This window comes from Sediminihaliea albiluteola, assembly GCF_014077625.1.
In the GTDB taxonomy this organism is placed as follows: domain Bacteria; phylum Pseudomonadota; class Gammaproteobacteria; order Pseudomonadales; family Halieaceae; genus Sediminihaliea; species Sediminihaliea albiluteola.
Window position 1 is genome coordinate 166,490 of sequence record NZ_JACFXU010000017.1, and the last position, 16,682, is coordinate 183,171.

Consider the following 16,682-nt stretch of genomic DNA (forward strand, 5'->3'; position numbering starts at 1 on the left):
TTCCACTTCCCTTTAAAAGATATCCCTGATCAAGTCGTCAGTGTCCCTGATGCCTGTGCCGGACTGGCCACTACCGCCGAATGCAGGGACCTTCTCTTCTCTAAAGTATTCAAAGATTGCGCCAGCCTGACCGGGTTGGGCCAACAGCCCGCTATCGGGATCAATGCGTACCCGCACGATGCCCGGCGGTAGGGGGCGAGGTAGGTCTGGACTGTCCTTAAGAGCTTGCTCCATATACTCAATCCAGATGGGTAGCGCTGCGGTGCCGCCAAACTCGCGTCGCCCCAGCGGGGTGTATTCATCAAAGCCGACCCATGTGGTAGTGACTACATCGCGATTAAAGCCAGCAAACCATGCATCCATAGGGCCGTTGGTGGTACCAGTTTTGCCGCCTAAGTCTTTGCGTTTTAGGGCTAGAGCTCGGCGACCAGTGCCCTGCGTGATAACGTCTTGCAGAATACTGTTGATGATGAAGTTGACCCGCTCATCCATGACGCGTTCAGCTCGGGGTAGCGGGGCCTCGGCAGGCTCTTGCTGATTGAGAATTTCCTCCATGCTCAGTTCTTCGGTGATAGCCGGCGGCGCCACTTCAGCACTGCAGTCGCGGCACACCGTGGCTGGTCGGGCTTCAAAAATAGTCTTGCCATTTAAGTCTTCAATACGCTGGATCAAATAGGGCTCGACTGAATAGCCACCGTTAGCTAGGACGGCGTAGGCGCCGGCAAGTTGCAGCGGAGTGACAGTTTGGGTGCCCAGGGCCAGGGACAAATTTGGTGAGTATTGGCTGGGGTCAAAACCAAAGCGGCCAATGTAGTCCAGTAGCTGATTGACCCCTAGCTGCTGCAGCAGGCGAATGGACACCAAGTTGCGCGACTTGGTGAGGGCCCAGCGTAGCCGGGTCGGGCCATAGAATCTGCCGCCGTCATTTTCGGGGCGCCACATACCCTCTAGCGAGCTGTCCTCTACCACCACCGGTGCATCGTTGATCAGGCTGGCAGCAGTGAAGCCGCCCTCTAAGGCGGCACTGTAGAGGAAGGGTTTGAAGTTAGAGCCCGGTTGGCGCTGGGCCTGCGTGGCTCGATTAAATTTACTGTCTTCAAAGCCCATGCCGCCCACTAGGCTGACAATGGCGCCATTATCTGGGTTTAGCGATACTAAGGCACCTTGCACAGCAGGCACTTGTGCTAGATGCCAAGCGCCCTCCTCGTCCTGTTTGCTGCGGATTAGGTCGCCCACTGCCAGCACCTCTTCTGGGCTCTGTGGGGCGCGGCCTCTGGAGTTTTCTGTCAGATAGGGATTGGCTTGGCGCAAACCATTCTGCCAGAGGATTTGGGCGCTGCTGCCATCTTTCAGCAATATATCAACGCTGTCCTCGCCAACAGCGCTGACAATGGCCGGGCTGAGCCCCGCAACAATTGGCGTGTCTGTTAGCGCTCTGAGCCAGCTTTCATGACTGGCTTCTGGGTTGTCCTGGTCGTCAGTGTTAGGTGGCAGTTGGCGCTCTGGGCCGCGATAGCCGTGGCGCTTATCGTAGGTAATCAGGCCGTTGATTAGTGCTGCTTGCGCGGCTTTCTGCAATCTTGAGTCGATAGTGGTATAGACCTGCAGCCCCTCATCATAGGCTGCCATACCGTAGCGCTTAAGCATTTCCTGGCGGGCCATCTCGGCGGCATAGTGGGCGGCAAAACTGAGTTGTGCGCCGTGCGCCTGTGCGGTGACCGGCTGCGCGCTGGCTTCACGGTAAGCTTCATCGTTAATATAGCCGAGCTGAAGCATGCGCCCTAAAATCCAGTTGCGTCGGTCTTTGCCTGCTTCTGGGCCGCTGATGGGGTTGTTTCGTGAGGGGGCCTTAGGTATGCCGGCCAGCATGGCATGTTGGGCTAGGTTTAGCTCCTTGATTGACTTGCCATAGTAGACTTGGGCTGCAGCCTCAAAGCCGTAAGCGCGATGACCTAAGAAAACGCGGTTAAAATAGAGCTCAAAAATTTCCTGCTTGTTCAGGCTGCGCTCTATTTCTAGGGCTAAGAGTATTTCGTTAAATTTGCGTAGGAAGGTCTGTTCGAGGGTGAGAAAATAGTTGCGTGCAACTTGCATGGTGAGTGTGCTGCCGCCCGAGCCTTTTTGTCCGGTCAGTACCAGCTCTGATACCGCCCGCATGAGGCCCATCAAATCAATGCCTTGGTGTCGAAAAAAACCGTCGTCTTCAGCTGAGAGTAGGGCGTTGATGAATTGTTCGGGAATCTCATCAAAGGGTAAGGGGCTGCGCTTTTGCTCGCCAAATTGGCCAATTAGGTCGCCGCTTTGGGTGTAAACGCGCATCGGTGTTTGCAATTGCACGTCGCGCAAGGTTTCAACATTAGGTAGTTTCGGGCTAAGGTGTAAAAAAACACCAGCGAGAACCCAGACCATTCCCAGTGAAGCGAGCACAAAAGCACGAAATAAAAAGCTGATGATTTTCATCTTTCCCTTAAGAAAACAGTAGCTTGTATTAGTTTGGTTGGAGTATGGGGTGGCGTAAGGGTAATTATAAGCTTTTTTTGGCTTTTGGTTGCACAGGTGACTATGGTATATGTGCACATCGATAATGTATCTGCACAAAATAAAAAGCTAAGTTGATGATACTAATAGGGAAAAAACTTGTTCGGTATTCTGGGGAAGAAAAAAACGACAGCCGTTTTAGGGCTGGATATTAGCTCGACAACGGTTAAGTTGTTGGAGCTGAGTTATTCGGGGGGGCGCTACCGAGTAGAGAGCTATGCCGTGAGCTCTATGCCCGCCGATGTTGTTGTTGAGAAAAACGTCAACGACATAGAGGGGCTTGCCACGGCTATACGCAGTGTGGTCGCTCAGTCTCGCAGCAAGCTTAAGATGGCTGCTGCCGCAGTGGCAGGTTCATCGGTGATTACCAAGATGATTGATATGCCAGCGGGCTTGAGTGAGGACGATATGGAAACTCAACTCACGCTGGAGGCAGACCAGTACATTCCTTACCCACTCGAAGAAGTTGCTATCGACTTTGAGGTGCAAGGCCCCTCCTCAGAGCGCTCGGATCATGTGGAAGTGTTACTCGCGGCCTGTCGCCGTGAAACTATCGATGCACGGGTAGAGGCGATAGAAACTGCGGGACTCACGGCTCGTATCATGGATGTTGAAGCCTATGCCATGGAGCGGGCTTACACCCTGATCCAGCATCAGTTGGATCTGGATGATGAAAGCCTAGTGGCAGTAGTCGACATCGGTGCGACCATGACCACGCTGAGTGTGCTGAAAGATGGACATACTATTTACACGCGAGAACAACTGTTCGGTGGTAAACAGCTGACCGATGAAATTATGCGCCGTTATGGCCTGCCGGTAGAAGAAGCTGGCTTAGCTAAAAAGAAAGGTGGCTTGCCGGATGATTATGACACAGAGGTACTTGAGCCCTTTAAGGATGCGGTAGTGCAGCAGGTGGCCCGCTCGCTGCAGTTTTTCTTCTCATCTAGTCACTACAATGGCGTTGATCACATTATCCTAGCGGGGGGCGTTGCCGTTATGGAAGGCTTGGCGCAAGTGGTGCAGACTAAACTAGCTACGCCAAGCTCAGTGGCTAATCCCTTCGCTGATATGAGTATTTCCCCTCGGGTTAATGAGGTCGCTCTGAAGAAGGACGCTCCGGCGATGATGATCGCCTGTGGGCTAGCCTTACGGAGTTTCGACTGATGGCGAAAATTAACCTACTCCCCTGGCGTGATGAGCGGCGCGAAGAACAGAAAAAAGAGTTCTTGATGCTGCTAGGTATGATGCTATTGCTAGCAGTGGCCTTACTGATTTTAGGCGATCGCTATGTCAACGCTCAAATTGACCACCAGCGAGCGCGCAATAACCACCTCAGTCAGAACATTAAGGTGTTGGATAAAAAGGTTGCCGAGATTGCTGAGCTGGAGCGCAAGCGCGATCAGTTGCTGGACCGGATGCAGGTGATCCAGGAGTTGCAGGGTAACCGGCCGGTTATTGTGCGGATTCTTGATCAGTTGGTGCGCACTGTTCCCGACGGGGTGTTTTATACCCGCTTGATTAGTCAGGCTAAGGATATATCTATCACCGGAGTAGCAGAGTCTAATAATCGTGTGTCGAGCTTGATGCGACGACTCGATGCTTCAGATTGGTTGACTGAGCCGAATCTCGATTCAGTGCGTGCGGCGCCCCAATACGGCGATCAAGCCACCACCTTTCAACTGAAAGTTAAAGTACAGTTGCCGGACTCTGGCAATGGGTCGGGGAGCTAGGCTGTGGCGATTGAAGATACCCTGCGCAGTCTGCGCGAATTTGATATCAATGATCTAGATTTTGAGAATGTTGGTTCGTGGCCGACTCCGGTAAAAGCGATAGCCAGCATATTGCTACTGGTTTTAGTTCTAGTGGGTGGCTACTACTACCACATCAATGATTTACAGGCTCAGCTTGCTCAAGAAACTGAGAAAGAGCAGAAATTAAAGCAGGAGTTTGAGAACAAAGCCTTCAGGGCGGTTAATCTCGAGGCTTACCGGCAGCAGATGGTTGAGATGGAAGAGTCATTTGGAGCTCTGGTTAGTCAGCTGCCTAGTGATACTGAAGTGCCAGGCCTGTTGGAAGATATCACCAACAAAGGTCTGCAAAATGGCCTAGAAATCACTCAGATTGACCTGCAAAATGAGCGGGCTCAAGAGTTTTATGTTGAGCTGCCGATTTCGATTGTTGCCTCGGGCTCCTATCATGATCTGGGCGCGTTTATCAGCGGCATGGCTGGATTGCCGAGAATTGTGACGCTGCATGACTTTACGATCACTGCGCCCTCTGACAATACTAATGCTTTGAATCTGAGAATTATCGCCAAGACCTACCGCTATAAAAACGGAGAGGCCTAGGATGCTGCGGATATTGAAAACAGCAGGGGCGCTAGTGTTCAGTAGCGTATTGTTAAGTGCTTGTGGTGGCGATAGCTTTGCTGACCTCGATGCTTTTATGGCCGAAAAGCGAGCCCGCCCGGGCGGTGTGATTGCGCCGATACCGACTTTCAAAACTTATGAGGCTTTTGCTTACAGCGCTGCAACTATGCGCAGTCCTTTCGATCGGCCGATAGAAGTGCGTGACATCCAGCGTCTGCAGGCAATTTCTGCGGTAAAGCCAGATGATAGCCGAGCTAAGGAATTTTTGGAGCAATTTACCTTCGATTCCTTGGCGATGGTTGGCACACTAGAGCGTGGCGGTGATGAGTGGGCTCTGGTGAGGGACCCTGAGGGGGGGATTCATCGAGTGGGTCTGGGGAACTACCTGGGCCGCAATCACGGCAAGGTAGTAGAGATGACCGAGACTTATGTGGCGGTGGTCGAGATCGTTCCGGATGGAACGACCGATGGCTGGGTTGAACGTCCCAGGACGATAGAATTGAGCGGCTTATAGCGGGCAATGATAGTGGCCATGAAGATAAAAACAGTGGATTTAGGGAAGAGAGCCGTGAAAGATCGAACAAATGGGGCAGTGAGCTGGCTGCGCAGCGCAGTGGCGACTGTTTTGCTGGGCCTGCTTGCCCAGGTGGCTTATGCCGCCCCGACTGTCACTGATATTGAGTTCAGTTCGCGCCCTGGCAGCAAGTTTGAAGTGCGGCTGGGTTTCGATCAAGCGCCGCCGGAGATGAAGGCCTACACCATTGAGAGGCCGGCTCGAATTGCGATTGATTTTCCTGACACTAAGAGTGCTCTAGAGCGTAAGCGCTATACCTTGAACTACGGTAATGCCACGGGGGTGGTGGTACTGGAGTCTGGCGGTCGCACCCGCATGGTGGTCAATTTGGTCACCTTGGTGCCCTACGAAACGCGTGTAGATGGCAACAGCCTATATTTGGTAGTGGGGCAGGACGCTGGTGAGGAGTACGTCAAGCAAACCTCAGACTCGACTCGGCTGCCAACTCAAGTAGAACAGGTGCAGCGAGTGGACTCTCAAATCACTGACCTGCAATTCCAGCGCACGGCCGATGGCGAAGGGCGGCTGACCTTGCAGCTGACAGATCCCGCTGTGGATGTGAACGTATTCAGCGAACGCGGAGATATCAAAGTCGAGTTCCTCAATACTTCGGTACCTGAGCACTTAATGCGCCGCTTTGATGTGACTGATTTTGCTACGCCGGTCACCAGCTTGGTGGTTAATACCAGTGAGCGCGGTGCCAGTCTGACCCTGAAAACCCAGGGTGAGTCGGATTATCTGGCTTATCAGACAGATGGTCAGTATGTGCTGAGTGTGAAGCCATTAAGCAAGAAAGAAGTTGAGGAGCGCCGGGACCAATTCAACTACGTCGGTGAGCGCATCTCGCTGAACTTCCAAGATATTGAGATTCGCGCCGTGCTGCAGTTGATAGCGGACTTTACGGAGCTTAACTTGGTGGCCAGTGATACGGTCAGTGGCCGTATTACGCTGCGCTTGCAGAACGTGCCTTGGGACCAGGCCCTAGAGTTAGTGCTGAAAACCAAGGGCCTAGATAAGCGTATGATTGGCAACGTCTTGATGGTGGCTCCTGCTGCTGAAATTGCCGAGCGTGAGCGTCAGGAAATTGAAGCCAATAAGCAGATTGCCGAACTCGCACCGCTGAAGAGTGAATTCATCCGAATTCGCTACGCCAACGCCAATGAAGTTGTTGCTCTGTTTAAGGCCGGTTCAGAAGAGGGCGGAACTTTAATTTCTCCGCGCGGCTCGGTGATTGTCGATGCGCGAACTAACTCCTTGATCGTGACAGAAACCTCGGTCAAGTTACGTGAAATACGAGAGTTGATTGAGTTGGTCGACATCCCTATCCGCCAAGTGATGATCGAAGCGCGCATCGTGATCGCCCAGTCGGATCTTGAAAAGGAGCTAGGTATTGAGTGGGGAGGGGGCTACATTAACCCCGACCACAATGGCAATATCATTTCGATTTCAGGTGACTCGCAAAACGCCTTTGAGTTGAATCAGTCAGTGATCAGTGGCACATTGCCCGAACCCAGTTTTCCTGGCGCACTGTTGGTTGACCTTGGGGTGCCTAGTCCCACGGGTGGTTTTGCAGTTGGTTTTACCAGCGATGACCTATTCTTAACCGCAGAGCTATCAGCACTGGAGTCTGCTGGCCGTGGGGAGGTGGTGTCACAGCCCAAGGTCATTACCGGTGATAAACAGCAGGCGGTGATATTATCGGGTACAGAAATTCCCTACCAAGAGTCCTCTTCTAGTGGCGCAAGTACGGTGTCCTTTAAAGAGGCGGTATTGAAACTGGAGGTGACTCCTAATATTACGCCAGACGACCGTATATTATTGGATCTAGTGGTCAACCAAGATTCTCTTGGTGCCTTGGTACCCAGTGGTCAAAACGGTGGTTTTATCCCTTCTATCGACACGACTGAGCTACAGACACAGGTGTTGGTAGGCAATGGTGAAACAGTGGTTTTGGGTGGTGTATTCCGCACGGAAGATCTAGAGACAGTGAACAAAGTGCCCTTTTTTGGCGACTTACCCTATGTTGGAGCCCTGTTTCGCAACACAGCGACTTCTAGGATCAAAACTGAAACGCTTATTTTCATCACTCCACGTATCCTGGCAGACACGCTACTTGATTAACGCGGGGTTCAGATTTTTGTAATGGCTTTATTGCAGAGAGTATTTCTTGTCGGCCCGATGGGGGCCGGAAAATCCACCATCGGTAAATACCTAGCTGAGCATCTCAAGCTGGGTTTTGCCGATACCGACACTGAAATTGAAGAGCGCACTGGCGCCGATATTCCTTGGATCTTCGATGTCGAAGGTGAAGAGGGTTTCCGCGACCGCGAACAACAGGTGGTGGAAGAAATGACCCAGTGGGATAACCTAGTGCTGGCCACGGGTGGCGGTGTCATTCAGCGCGCTGAAAACAGACGTGCACTAGGTTCTCGCGGCTATGTGATTTACCTGCACGCGACAGTTGAGGAGCAGGTTCGTCGAACGCGCCGTGATCGCCGTCGCCCCTTACTGCGCAATGGCGATCCAGAGCAGGTGCTGCGCGAGCTGATGGAACTCCGCGATCCGCTGTACCGCGAAATAGCCGATCATATTATCGATACCGATGGCTGTAGCCCTCGCACCGTAGCTCAGCGATTAGTAAAAGAGCTGCAATAAAGACAAAACCCCGCTTGCGGCGCTATGATTGGCGCCCGTTTCCAGCTGAAGGTTCTACTCTGTGTCTGTCATTATGCATACTCTCCGTGTTGACTTGGGGGAGCGCAGCTACCCTATTTATATTGGTCGCGACCTGTTCGCAACACCAGAGCTCCTCGCTGAGCAAATCCAGGGCTCCCAAGTGGTGCTGGTCAGTAACGAGGTTGTGGCGCCTTTGTATGCGGACAAAGTTCGGGCGGCCCTCGGCGAGCGCAAACTGCTAAGTGAAGTCGTCCTGCCAGATGGTGAGCAGCACAAAACCATGGCAATGATGGAGCGCATCATCGACCGAGCGATGGCCGATGGGCACAGTCGCAACACCACCTTTGTGGCCCTAGGGGGCGGCGTAGTTGGTGATATGACGGGCTTTGCTGCGGCCTGTTACCAGCGTGGCGTGGATTTTGTGCAGTTGCCGACCACGCTATTGGCACAAGTGGACTCTTCGGTGGGGGGAAAGACAGGCGTCAATCACCCCTTGGGTAAGAATATGATTGGGGCTTTTCATCAGCCCCGAGCTGTACTGATCGATACAGATACTCTGCAGACATTACCAACTCGTGAGTTTGCCGCTGGTTTGGCAGAGGTGCTGAAGTATGGCTTGATCTGTGATGCCCAATTCTACCGCTGGCTGGTAGTGAATATGCCGCGCCTGCTCGCTCGAGATGAGGCCGCGTTGGCAGAAGCTATTGAGCGCAGCTGTGCCAGTAAGGCGGCGGTGGTGGCCGCTGATGAGCGGGAGGGCGGCGTACGCGCTATCCTCAATTTAGGTCATACCTTTGGTCATGCGATAGAAAACCATCAGGGTTATGGGCAGTGGCTGCACGGTGAAGCGGTCGCCGCAGGTATGGTCATGGCGGCGCGAATGTCAGCGGCCCGCGGTTGGCTCAGCGAAGAAGAAGTACAAGGTTTAGTTGACTTGCAGCGTTCGATGGAGCTGCCTGTAGAACCGCCACCGGAGATGAGTCTAGCTGACTTCCAGACCCTTATGGCGCGGGATAAAAAAGTCATCGATGGCCGTTTGCGTTTGGTGCTGCTGCGAGAAATTGGCTCAGCGGTGATTGTCGACGACGCTAGCGAAGATGAGCTGCAAAAGCTGATTGCTCCAGGTTAGGCTTAACAGCCCAATTGCTGATTGGCCTAGATTCTCACTCCCTAGAGGGAGCTGCTCATGGCTGGCGCTAAGCGCCATCATCGCTGCAGCTTGGCCAGCGGCTGCCATTAGTGGCTTGCCTAGCGATACACCTCTTTAGCGGGCCGCTGTCAAAAGCTTATCCCGGCCAATCAAATTTTTATTTGTTGATCAGCGCTTAGCTGTGTAAGATCACTCCCCCCTTCCGGTCTGAGCTTCTTGGTATCTCAGGCCTTTTCGGTGTAACCGATTGTTTTTTATCATTATTTTGGACTGACTATGAGAGCAGGCCTGTACCGCCCCGACGACGTTCGCGATAACTGCGGCTTCGGATTGATCGCCCATACTTCCGGCGACGCCAGTCATCGTCTTCTGCAAACCGCTATTAAGTCTCTGACTTGTATGACCCATCGCGGCGGTATCGCCGCAGACGGCAAAACCGGAGATGGCTGCGGTTTGCTGATGCAGATGCCGCTGTCCTTTATGCGCAGCTTGGCTGCCGAGCACTTCGGGCATGAGCCCAGCGGTCATTTTGCTGTTGGGAAAATCTTTCTCAATACCCGTTCCGAGCAAGCTGCTGCTGGCCGCACCGCCCTAGAGGCGGCGCTCACTGAACAGGGCCTGAGTGTAATGGGTTGGCGTGTGGTGCCGGTCGACCGCTCGGTTTGCGGCGAAATTGCTCTTGCGGCGCTGCCCCAGATTGAGCAGGTGTTTATCGATGCTGATGGGCTCAGCGACGAGGAGTTGGCCACCCGTTTGTTTGTGGCTAGGCGCAAGGCGGAGATCGCCACTGAGGGAGATGAGGAGTTTTATATTTGTAGTCTCTCAGGGCGAGTGATTGCCTATAAGGGACTGGTCATGCCGGTGGATCTGCCGCGCTTTTACCGCGACCTTGATGACGAGCGCCTTGAAACCGCTATTTGTGTTTTTCACCAGCGTTTCTCGACTAACACAATGCCGCGCTGGCCTTTAGCGCAGCCCTTTCGCCTACTCGCACACAATGGTGAAATCAACACCATCGAAGGTAACCGCAATTGGGCTGAGGCCCGCACAGCGCTGTTTGAAACCGAAAAGCTACCCAATATTCGCGACATCGCACCCTTAGTGAACCGTAGTGGTTCAGATTCATCTAGCTTGGATAATATGCTCGATGTGCTGTTGACTGGTGGGGTCGAGTTGCCGCGGGCACTGCGCATGCTGATTCCGCCAGCTTGGCAGAACATCGAGTCAATGGACCCAGATCTAAAAGCCTTCCACGAATACCACTCCATGCATATGGAGCCCTGGGATGGCCCCGCCGGTATTGTGTTAACTGACGGGCGCTATGCGGTGTGCTTGCTGGATCGCAATGGCCTTAGGCCCGCGCGTTGGGTCAAGACGACGGATGGCTTTATCACTCTGGCCTCAGAGGTTGGCACCCACCCTTATCGCAACGAAGATGTGGTGGCCAAGGGGCGCGTCGGCCCCGGCCAGATGCTGATGATCGACACCCATACGGGTGAACTGCTGCAAAGTGATGAAATCGATCAGCGACTCAAGTCGCGCTTTCCCTATAAGCGCTGGCTGAAAGAGCACTCCTACCGCATTGAGGGCACTTTTGCCGGCGAGAAGACCCCGGGTATTAAAGCCAGTGAGCTGGATGCCTACCTAAAAATGTTCCAGGTCAGCTATGAAGAGCGTGACCAAATACTGCGCCCCATCGCAGAGTCGGGTAACGAAGCTGTGGGCTCCATGGGTGACGACACGCCAATGGCCGTGCTGTCGCGGCAGCAGCGATCTCTTTACGACTACTTTAGGCAGAAATTTGCCCAAGTGACTAATCCGCCAATCGACCCCTTGCGGGAGACGATTGTGATGTCGCTGGAAACTGACTTGGGCACTGAGCGAAATATTTTCCACGAGGGCCCCGAGCATGCTAATCGGGTCATTCTAAGCTCGCCGGTGCTCTCGCAGGGCAAGTTTAATACCTTGCTTAACTTGGAGCGCGAAGGCTTCAAAATCGCCGATATCGACGGCAGCTACCAGCCGGCTGAGCTGAGTTTAGAGCAGGCTGTGCAGCAGCTGGTTGCCACAGCCGAGCAGGCTGTGCGTGATGGCGCCACAGTGTTGATTCTGTCCGATCGCAGTATTGCCCGCGATCGCCTGCCTATCCACAGTCTGATAGCGACAGGCGCGGTGCACCACCACCTGATTAAGCAGGGCTTGCGCTGCGCCGCCAACCTTGTGGTTGAGACCGCTAGCGCGCGCGATTCGCACCAGGTTGCTTGCCTGCTGGGATTTGGCGCCACCGCAATTTACCCCTACTTGGCTTACACGGTACTGGATGACCTGATTCGCAGTGGCGAGCTGCTCGGCGAGCCTAGCGCTTGCTTTAAAAACTACCGCAAGGGCATCAATAAAGGCCTGCTGAAAATCATGTCCAAAATGGGCATTTCTGCAGTCAGTTCCTACCGCGGGGCACAGTTGTTTGAAGCCGTCGGTCTAGCCAAAGAAGTGGTCGATGTTGCATTTTGCGGAGTGGCTTCACGGATCGAAGGCAGTGGTTTTGCGGAGCTTGAGGACGATCAGAAGCTATTGGCTAGTCGGGCTTGGAGTACGCGTAAGACGATTGAACAAGGTGGGCTGCTGAAGTACGTGCACGGTCAGGAGTATCACGCCTTTAACCCGGATGTGGTCACTACCTTGCAGCAGGCGGTCGCCAGTGGCGATTACAGCATCTACCAGCGCTATGCCAAGCTGGTCAATGAGCGGCCAGTTGCCACCCTTAGAGACCTGTTTAAGCCCCTTGAAGCGGCCGAGCCGCTAGCGCTGGAGGATGTCGAGCCGGTTGAAAGTATTCTGCCGCGCTTTGATTCGGCCGGTATGTCGCTAGGTGCCCTGAGTCCCGAGGCTCACGAGGCTTTAGCGGCGGCGATGAACCGCCTTGGCGCGCGCTCTAACTCCGGCGAGGGTGGCGAAGATCCTGCTCGCTTTGGAACCGAGCGGATGTCTAAGATTAAGCAGATTGCATCGGGACGTTTTGGCGTCACCCCGCACTACTTAGTCAATGCCGAAGTCTTGCAGATTAAGGTTGCTCAGGGCGCCAAACCTGGTGAGGGCGGCCAGTTACCCGGAGGCAAAGTTAACGCACTGATTGCAGGTCTGCGTTACTCGGTGCCGGGGGTGACCTTGATTTCACCGCCGCCACATCACGATATCTACTCGATCGAAGATTTAGCGCAGCTGATCTTTGATCTTAAGCAGATTAACCCCCAGGCACTGGTGTCGGTAAAACTGGTATCTGAGCCAGGGGTTGGCACCATTGCCGCGGGTGTGGCCAAGGCCTACGCGGACCTAATTACCATTAGCGGCTACGATGGAGGTACTGCTGCGAGTCCCCTGACCTCTATCCATCATGCCGGCTCACCTTGGGAGTTGGGTTTGGCCGAAGTGCAGCAAACGCTGCGCGGCAATGGCCTGCGTGGAAATATTCGCCTGCAGGCTGATGGCGGCTTAAAAACTGGCTTAGATGTGATCAAGGCGGCTATTTTGGGTGCCGAGAGCTTTGGTTTTGGCACCGCGCCCATGGTCGCCTTGGGCTGTAAATACCTGCGTATTTGCCACCTGAATAACTGTGCCACGGGTGTAGCTACACAGAATGCACGGCTGCGAGATGATCACTTCATCGGCACCGTGGACATGGTGGTGAACTTCTTCACCTTCATTGCCCGAGAAACACGCGAGTGGCTGGCCAAGCTCGGTGTGCCGTCGCTAGAAGCGCTTATTGGTCGCACTGATTTGCTCGAATGCCTGCCGGGTGAAACACCTAAGCAGGCGCGCTTAAACCTGAGTCCTATTCTCTACAAAGACCCGGCGGCTGCAGCTCAGCCGGAGTTTTGTCAGGTTGTGGCCAATACGCCCTTTGATCGCGGTGAAAAAGCTGAGCAAATGGTCGCTGCAGCGCTGCCGGCGATTATTTCGCGTCAGGGTGGCGAGTTCAGCTTTGCAGTGACGAACTGCGATCGCTCCATCGGGGCCCGGCTGTCGGGTGAGATTGCCCGCCGCTATGGCAATCTAGAGATGGAATCTACACCGATTGTACTGCGCTTAAGTGGTACCGCAGGGCAGAGTTTTGGGGTGTGGAATGCCGGTGGCTTGCACATGTATTTGGAAGGCGACTCTAACGATTACGTTGGTAAAGGCATGGCTGGTGGCAAGTTAGTGGTTTACCCCAGCCCCGGTTCTCAGTACCTGTCACAAGAGTCGGTGATTATTGGTAACACCTGCCTTTATGGCGCAACCAGCGGCAAGCTTTTTGCTGCGGGCATTGCTGGCGAGCGCTTTGCCGTGCGCAACAGTGGCGCTCACGCGGTTATTGAAGGGGCCGGTGACCACTGCTGTGAATATATGACTGGCGGCAATATCACTGTTCTAGGGCCTACCGGGGTGAACTTTGGCGCGGGTATGACCGGTGGCTTTGCTTACGTGCTGGATCAAGACCGCAGCTTTATCGACAAGTACAACAGCGAGCTGGTTGAAATCCACCGAGTTAACTCGGAGCTGATGGAAGCCTATCGCTACCACTTGCGTTCGAATATTCAGGAATTTGCTCGCGAAACAGGCTCTGCCTGGGGCGCACATTTGCTGGATAACTTCGAAGACTATGTCGGCAAGTTCTGGCTAGTTAAGCCGAAGGCGGCGGATCTCGATCACCTGCTGTCGCGCTTGCGCAATACCGATTAATGCCGCGAGGCAGGAAGTGCTTATGAAAGACCGTTTAGATAACGACTTCCAGTTTATTGATGTCGGCCGCAACGAGCCCGATAAGAAAGCGCTGGAACGACGCACCACTGAGTACGCTGAGATTTATGAGCCTTTCAGTAGCGAACAGGCAGCAGAACAGTCTCACCGCTGTCTAGAGTGTGGCAACCCCTACTGTGAGTGGAAGTGTCCGGTACATAACTTCATTCCCAATTGGCTGAAGCTGGTTGCTGAGGGCAATCTTTTTGAAGCGGCTGAGCTGAGTCACCAAACCAATACTTTGCCGGAAGTGTGTGGCCGGGTCTGTCCGCAGGATCGCCTCTGCGAAGGCGCCTGTACACTCAATGACGGCTTTGGTGCGGTGACTATCGGCTCTTCTGAGAAATACATCACCGATACCGCTCTGGCCATGGGCTGGCGGCCCGACATGTCACAGGTGGTAGCGACGAATAAAAAGGTTGCCATTATCGGTGCAGGCCCAGCCGGCCTTGGTTGTGCCGATGTCTTGGTACGCGCTGGTGTGCAGCCGGTGGTATTTGATCGCTACCCAGAGATTGGCGGCTTGCTGACCTTTGGTATTCCAGAGTTCAAATTAGAAAAAGAAGTGATGGTTCGCCGCCGCGAAGTCTTTGAAGGCATGGGCATCGAGTTTCGCCTGAACTGTGAGGTGGGCGTTGATGTCACCGTACAGGAGTTGATGGAAGAGTACGACGCGGTGTTTATGGGTATGGGCACCTATACCTATATGCGTGGTGGTTTCCCCGGTGAAGATTTGCAGGGTGTCTATGAGGCACTGCCCTACCTGATTGGCAATGTGAATCACAATCTGGGCTTTGCCCAGAACAGCGAGGATTTCATCAACCTTAAAGGTAAGCGGGTGGTGGTGCTCGGTGGTGGCGACACTGCTATGGACTGCGTTCGCACGGCTATCAGGCAGCAGGCGGAGCACGTCATTTGTGCCTATCGGCGCGATGAAGAGAATATGCCTGGCTCGCGCCGCGAGGTAAAAAATGCTCGGGAAGAAGGCGTCGAGTTTCTGTTTAACCGCCAGCCAATTGAGGTCGTTGAGTATTACGGCGCGGCTTGCGGAGTCAAAATGGTAGAAACTCGCCTCGGTGAGCCCGATGAAGGTGGCCGCCGCCGCCCCGAAGCAATCCCCGGTAGTGAGCAGGTGTTGGAAGCGGATGCGGTGATCATTGCCTTTGGCTTCCAGCCGAGCCCGCCGGAGTGGCTGTCTGAGTTCAATATAGACCTAAACGACTGGCGTGGCGTGGTAGCGCCAGAACAGCAACGCTACCCCTTTCAGACGACTAACCCGAAAGTATTTGCTGGAGGTGATATGGTGCGTGGTTCTGACCTAGTGGTAACAGCCATTTGGGAAGGACGACAGGCTGCAGAAGGTATCTTGGATTACCTCGAGCTTTAATTCCCAGGCCTAGTGGCTCGCTGTTGCTCGGCGCCACTTGCCGGAAGGTGACGCTTGGGGCAAAGTGCTCTGTTGCCCAAGTGCAGCCCGTGAATTTCATCAGACACTTCAATTATGGGAGTCCCTGTGACCGAACTCAAAAATGATCGTTTTCTCCGTGCCTTACTCCGCCAGGAGGTAGATCGCACTCCTATCTGGATGATGCGTCAGGCAGGTCGCTACCTACCCGAGTATCGCGCTACTCGTAAGCAGGCCGGTTCCTTTCTCGACCTCTGTAAAAATGCAGAGCTCGCCTGTGAAGTAACCATGCAGCCTTTGCGCCGTTACCCTATGGATGCGGCCATCCTGTTTTCCGACATCCTGACCATTCCCGATGCATTAGGTTTGGGCCTGTACTTTGAAGAGGGTGAAGGGCCGCGTTTTCGCAAAACTGTGCGCTCTGAGGCAGACCTAGAAGGGCTCAACAGCTTCAAGGCAGCGGATGATCTGTCCTACGTCATGAACGCAGTGAGTACTATTCGCCGTGAGCTAAATGGCAGCGTTCCTCTGATTGGTTTTTCTGGTAGTCCCTGGACCCTAGCTACTTATATGGTGGAAGGTGGCTCATCGAAGGACTTCCGCCGCGTCAAGGCTATGGCCTATGACCAGCCAGAGCTTATGCACCGCTTGCTGACCCTATTGGCAGATGCGGTAGCCGACTATCTTATTGAGCAGGTCAAGGCGGGGGCTCAAGCTCTACAAATCTTTGATACCTGGGGTGGCGCCTTGAGTGCGGCCGGCTATAAAGAGTACTCGCTCAAGTACATGCAGCGAGTGATCTCTCGTTTGCCTAGCGAGGCCGATGGCCGCAAAGTGCCAGTGATAGTCTTCACTAAGGGTGGTGGCCAGTGGTTGCCAGCCATTGCCGCTTGCGGTGCGCAGTCGGTAGGTATCGACTGGACCACCGATATTGCTAGCGCTCGGGCGCAAATTGGTGGGCAAGTGTCGCTGCAGGGGAATATGGACCCGTCAATGCTCTACGCTTCACCAGCTCGTATTCGAGAAGAGGTGGCGACGATTTTAGCGGCTTACGGTCATGGCCCAGGCCATGTGTTCAACTTAGGCCACGGTATTACGCCGGAAGTGAACCCAGAGCACGTCACAGCCTTTGTTGATGCGGTGCAGGAACTGTCACCCCAATACCACCAAAATTAAGCCAGTAAAGCTTATCTT

11 protein-coding genes are annotated in these 16,682 nt (G+C 54.0%); 10 read left to right on the top strand and 1 reads right to left on the bottom strand.

Going from position 1 to position 16,682, the window contains the following annotated elements:
* Window positions 1-12: 12 nt before the first annotated feature.
* Window positions 13-2,460: a penicillin-binding protein 1A gene (locus H2508_RS12545; protein ID WP_182174265.1), complete on the bottom strand. Its 2,448-nt coding sequence runs from the start codon at window positions 2,458-2,460 to the stop codon at window positions 13-15.
* A gap of 177 nt (window positions 2,461-2,637) precedes the next feature.
* On the opposite strand from H2508_RS12545, the gene H2508_RS12550 reads away from it, so the two are divergent.
* The 10 genes from H2508_RS12550 to hemE all read left to right on the top strand — a co-directional run bounded on the left by H2508_RS12550 (window position 2,638) and on the right by hemE (window position 16,664).
* Window positions 2,638-3,702: a pilus assembly protein PilM gene (locus tag H2508_RS12550; RefSeq protein WP_182174268.1), complete on the top strand. Its 1,065-nt coding sequence runs from the start codon at window positions 2,638-2,640 to the stop codon at window positions 3,700-3,702.
* On the top strand, window positions 3,702-4,268 hold the full coding sequence (locus H2508_RS12555; RefSeq protein ID WP_182174271.1) for a PilN domain-containing protein: 567 nt from the start codon (window positions 3,702-3,704) through the stop codon (window positions 4,266-4,268). The genes H2508_RS12550 and H2508_RS12555 overlap by 1 nt, the downstream gene beginning before the upstream one ends.
* 3 nt (window positions 4,269-4,271) lie before the next feature.
* Entirely contained in the window at window positions 4,272-4,886 is a 615-nt protein-coding gene (locus H2508_RS12560; RefSeq protein ID WP_182174274.1) for a type IV pilus inner membrane component PilO, read from the top strand.
* Between the two features lies 1 nt (window position 4,887).
* Window positions 4,888-5,421 (top strand): pilus assembly protein PilP, encoded by a 534-nt coding sequence (locus tag H2508_RS12565; RefSeq protein WP_182174276.1) that lies wholly within the window; start codon window positions 4,888-4,890, stop codon window positions 5,419-5,421.
* A gap of 18 nt (window positions 5,422-5,439) precedes the next feature.
* Window positions 5,440-7,602: a type IV pilus secretin PilQ gene (gene pilQ / locus H2508_RS12570; protein ID WP_182174279.1), complete on the top strand. Its 2,163-nt coding sequence runs from the start codon at window positions 5,440-5,442 to the stop codon at window positions 7,600-7,602.
* Between the two features lie 21 nt (window positions 7,603-7,623).
* Complete coding sequence (gene aroK / locus H2508_RS12575; protein ID WP_182174282.1) at window positions 7,624-8,136, top strand: shikimate kinase AroK; 513 nt, start codon at window positions 7,624-7,626, stop codon at window positions 8,134-8,136.
* A gap of 73 nt (window positions 8,137-8,209) precedes the next feature.
* Entirely contained in the window at window positions 8,210-9,286 is a 1,077-nt protein-coding gene (gene aroB, locus H2508_RS12580; RefSeq protein ID WP_182174753.1) for a 3-dehydroquinate synthase, read from the top strand.
* 297 nt (window positions 9,287-9,583) lie between these two features.
* Window positions 9,584-14,026, top strand: a complete 4,443-nt coding sequence (gene gltB, locus H2508_RS12585; RefSeq protein ID WP_182174285.1) for a glutamate synthase large subunit — start codon at window positions 9,584-9,586, stop codon at window positions 14,024-14,026.
* A 22-nt stretch (window positions 14,027-14,048) separates the two neighbouring features.
* Window positions 14,049-15,470, top strand: a complete 1,422-nt coding sequence (locus tag H2508_RS12590) for an FAD-dependent oxidoreductase (protein ID WP_182174288.1) — start codon at window positions 14,049-14,051, stop codon at window positions 15,468-15,470.
* A 126-nt stretch (window positions 15,471-15,596) separates the two neighbouring features.
* Window positions 15,597-16,664: a uroporphyrinogen decarboxylase gene (gene hemE, locus H2508_RS12595; protein WP_182174293.1), complete on the top strand. Its 1,068-nt coding sequence runs from the start codon at window positions 15,597-15,599 to the stop codon at window positions 16,662-16,664.
* Window positions 16,665-16,682 lie beyond the last annotated feature (18 nt).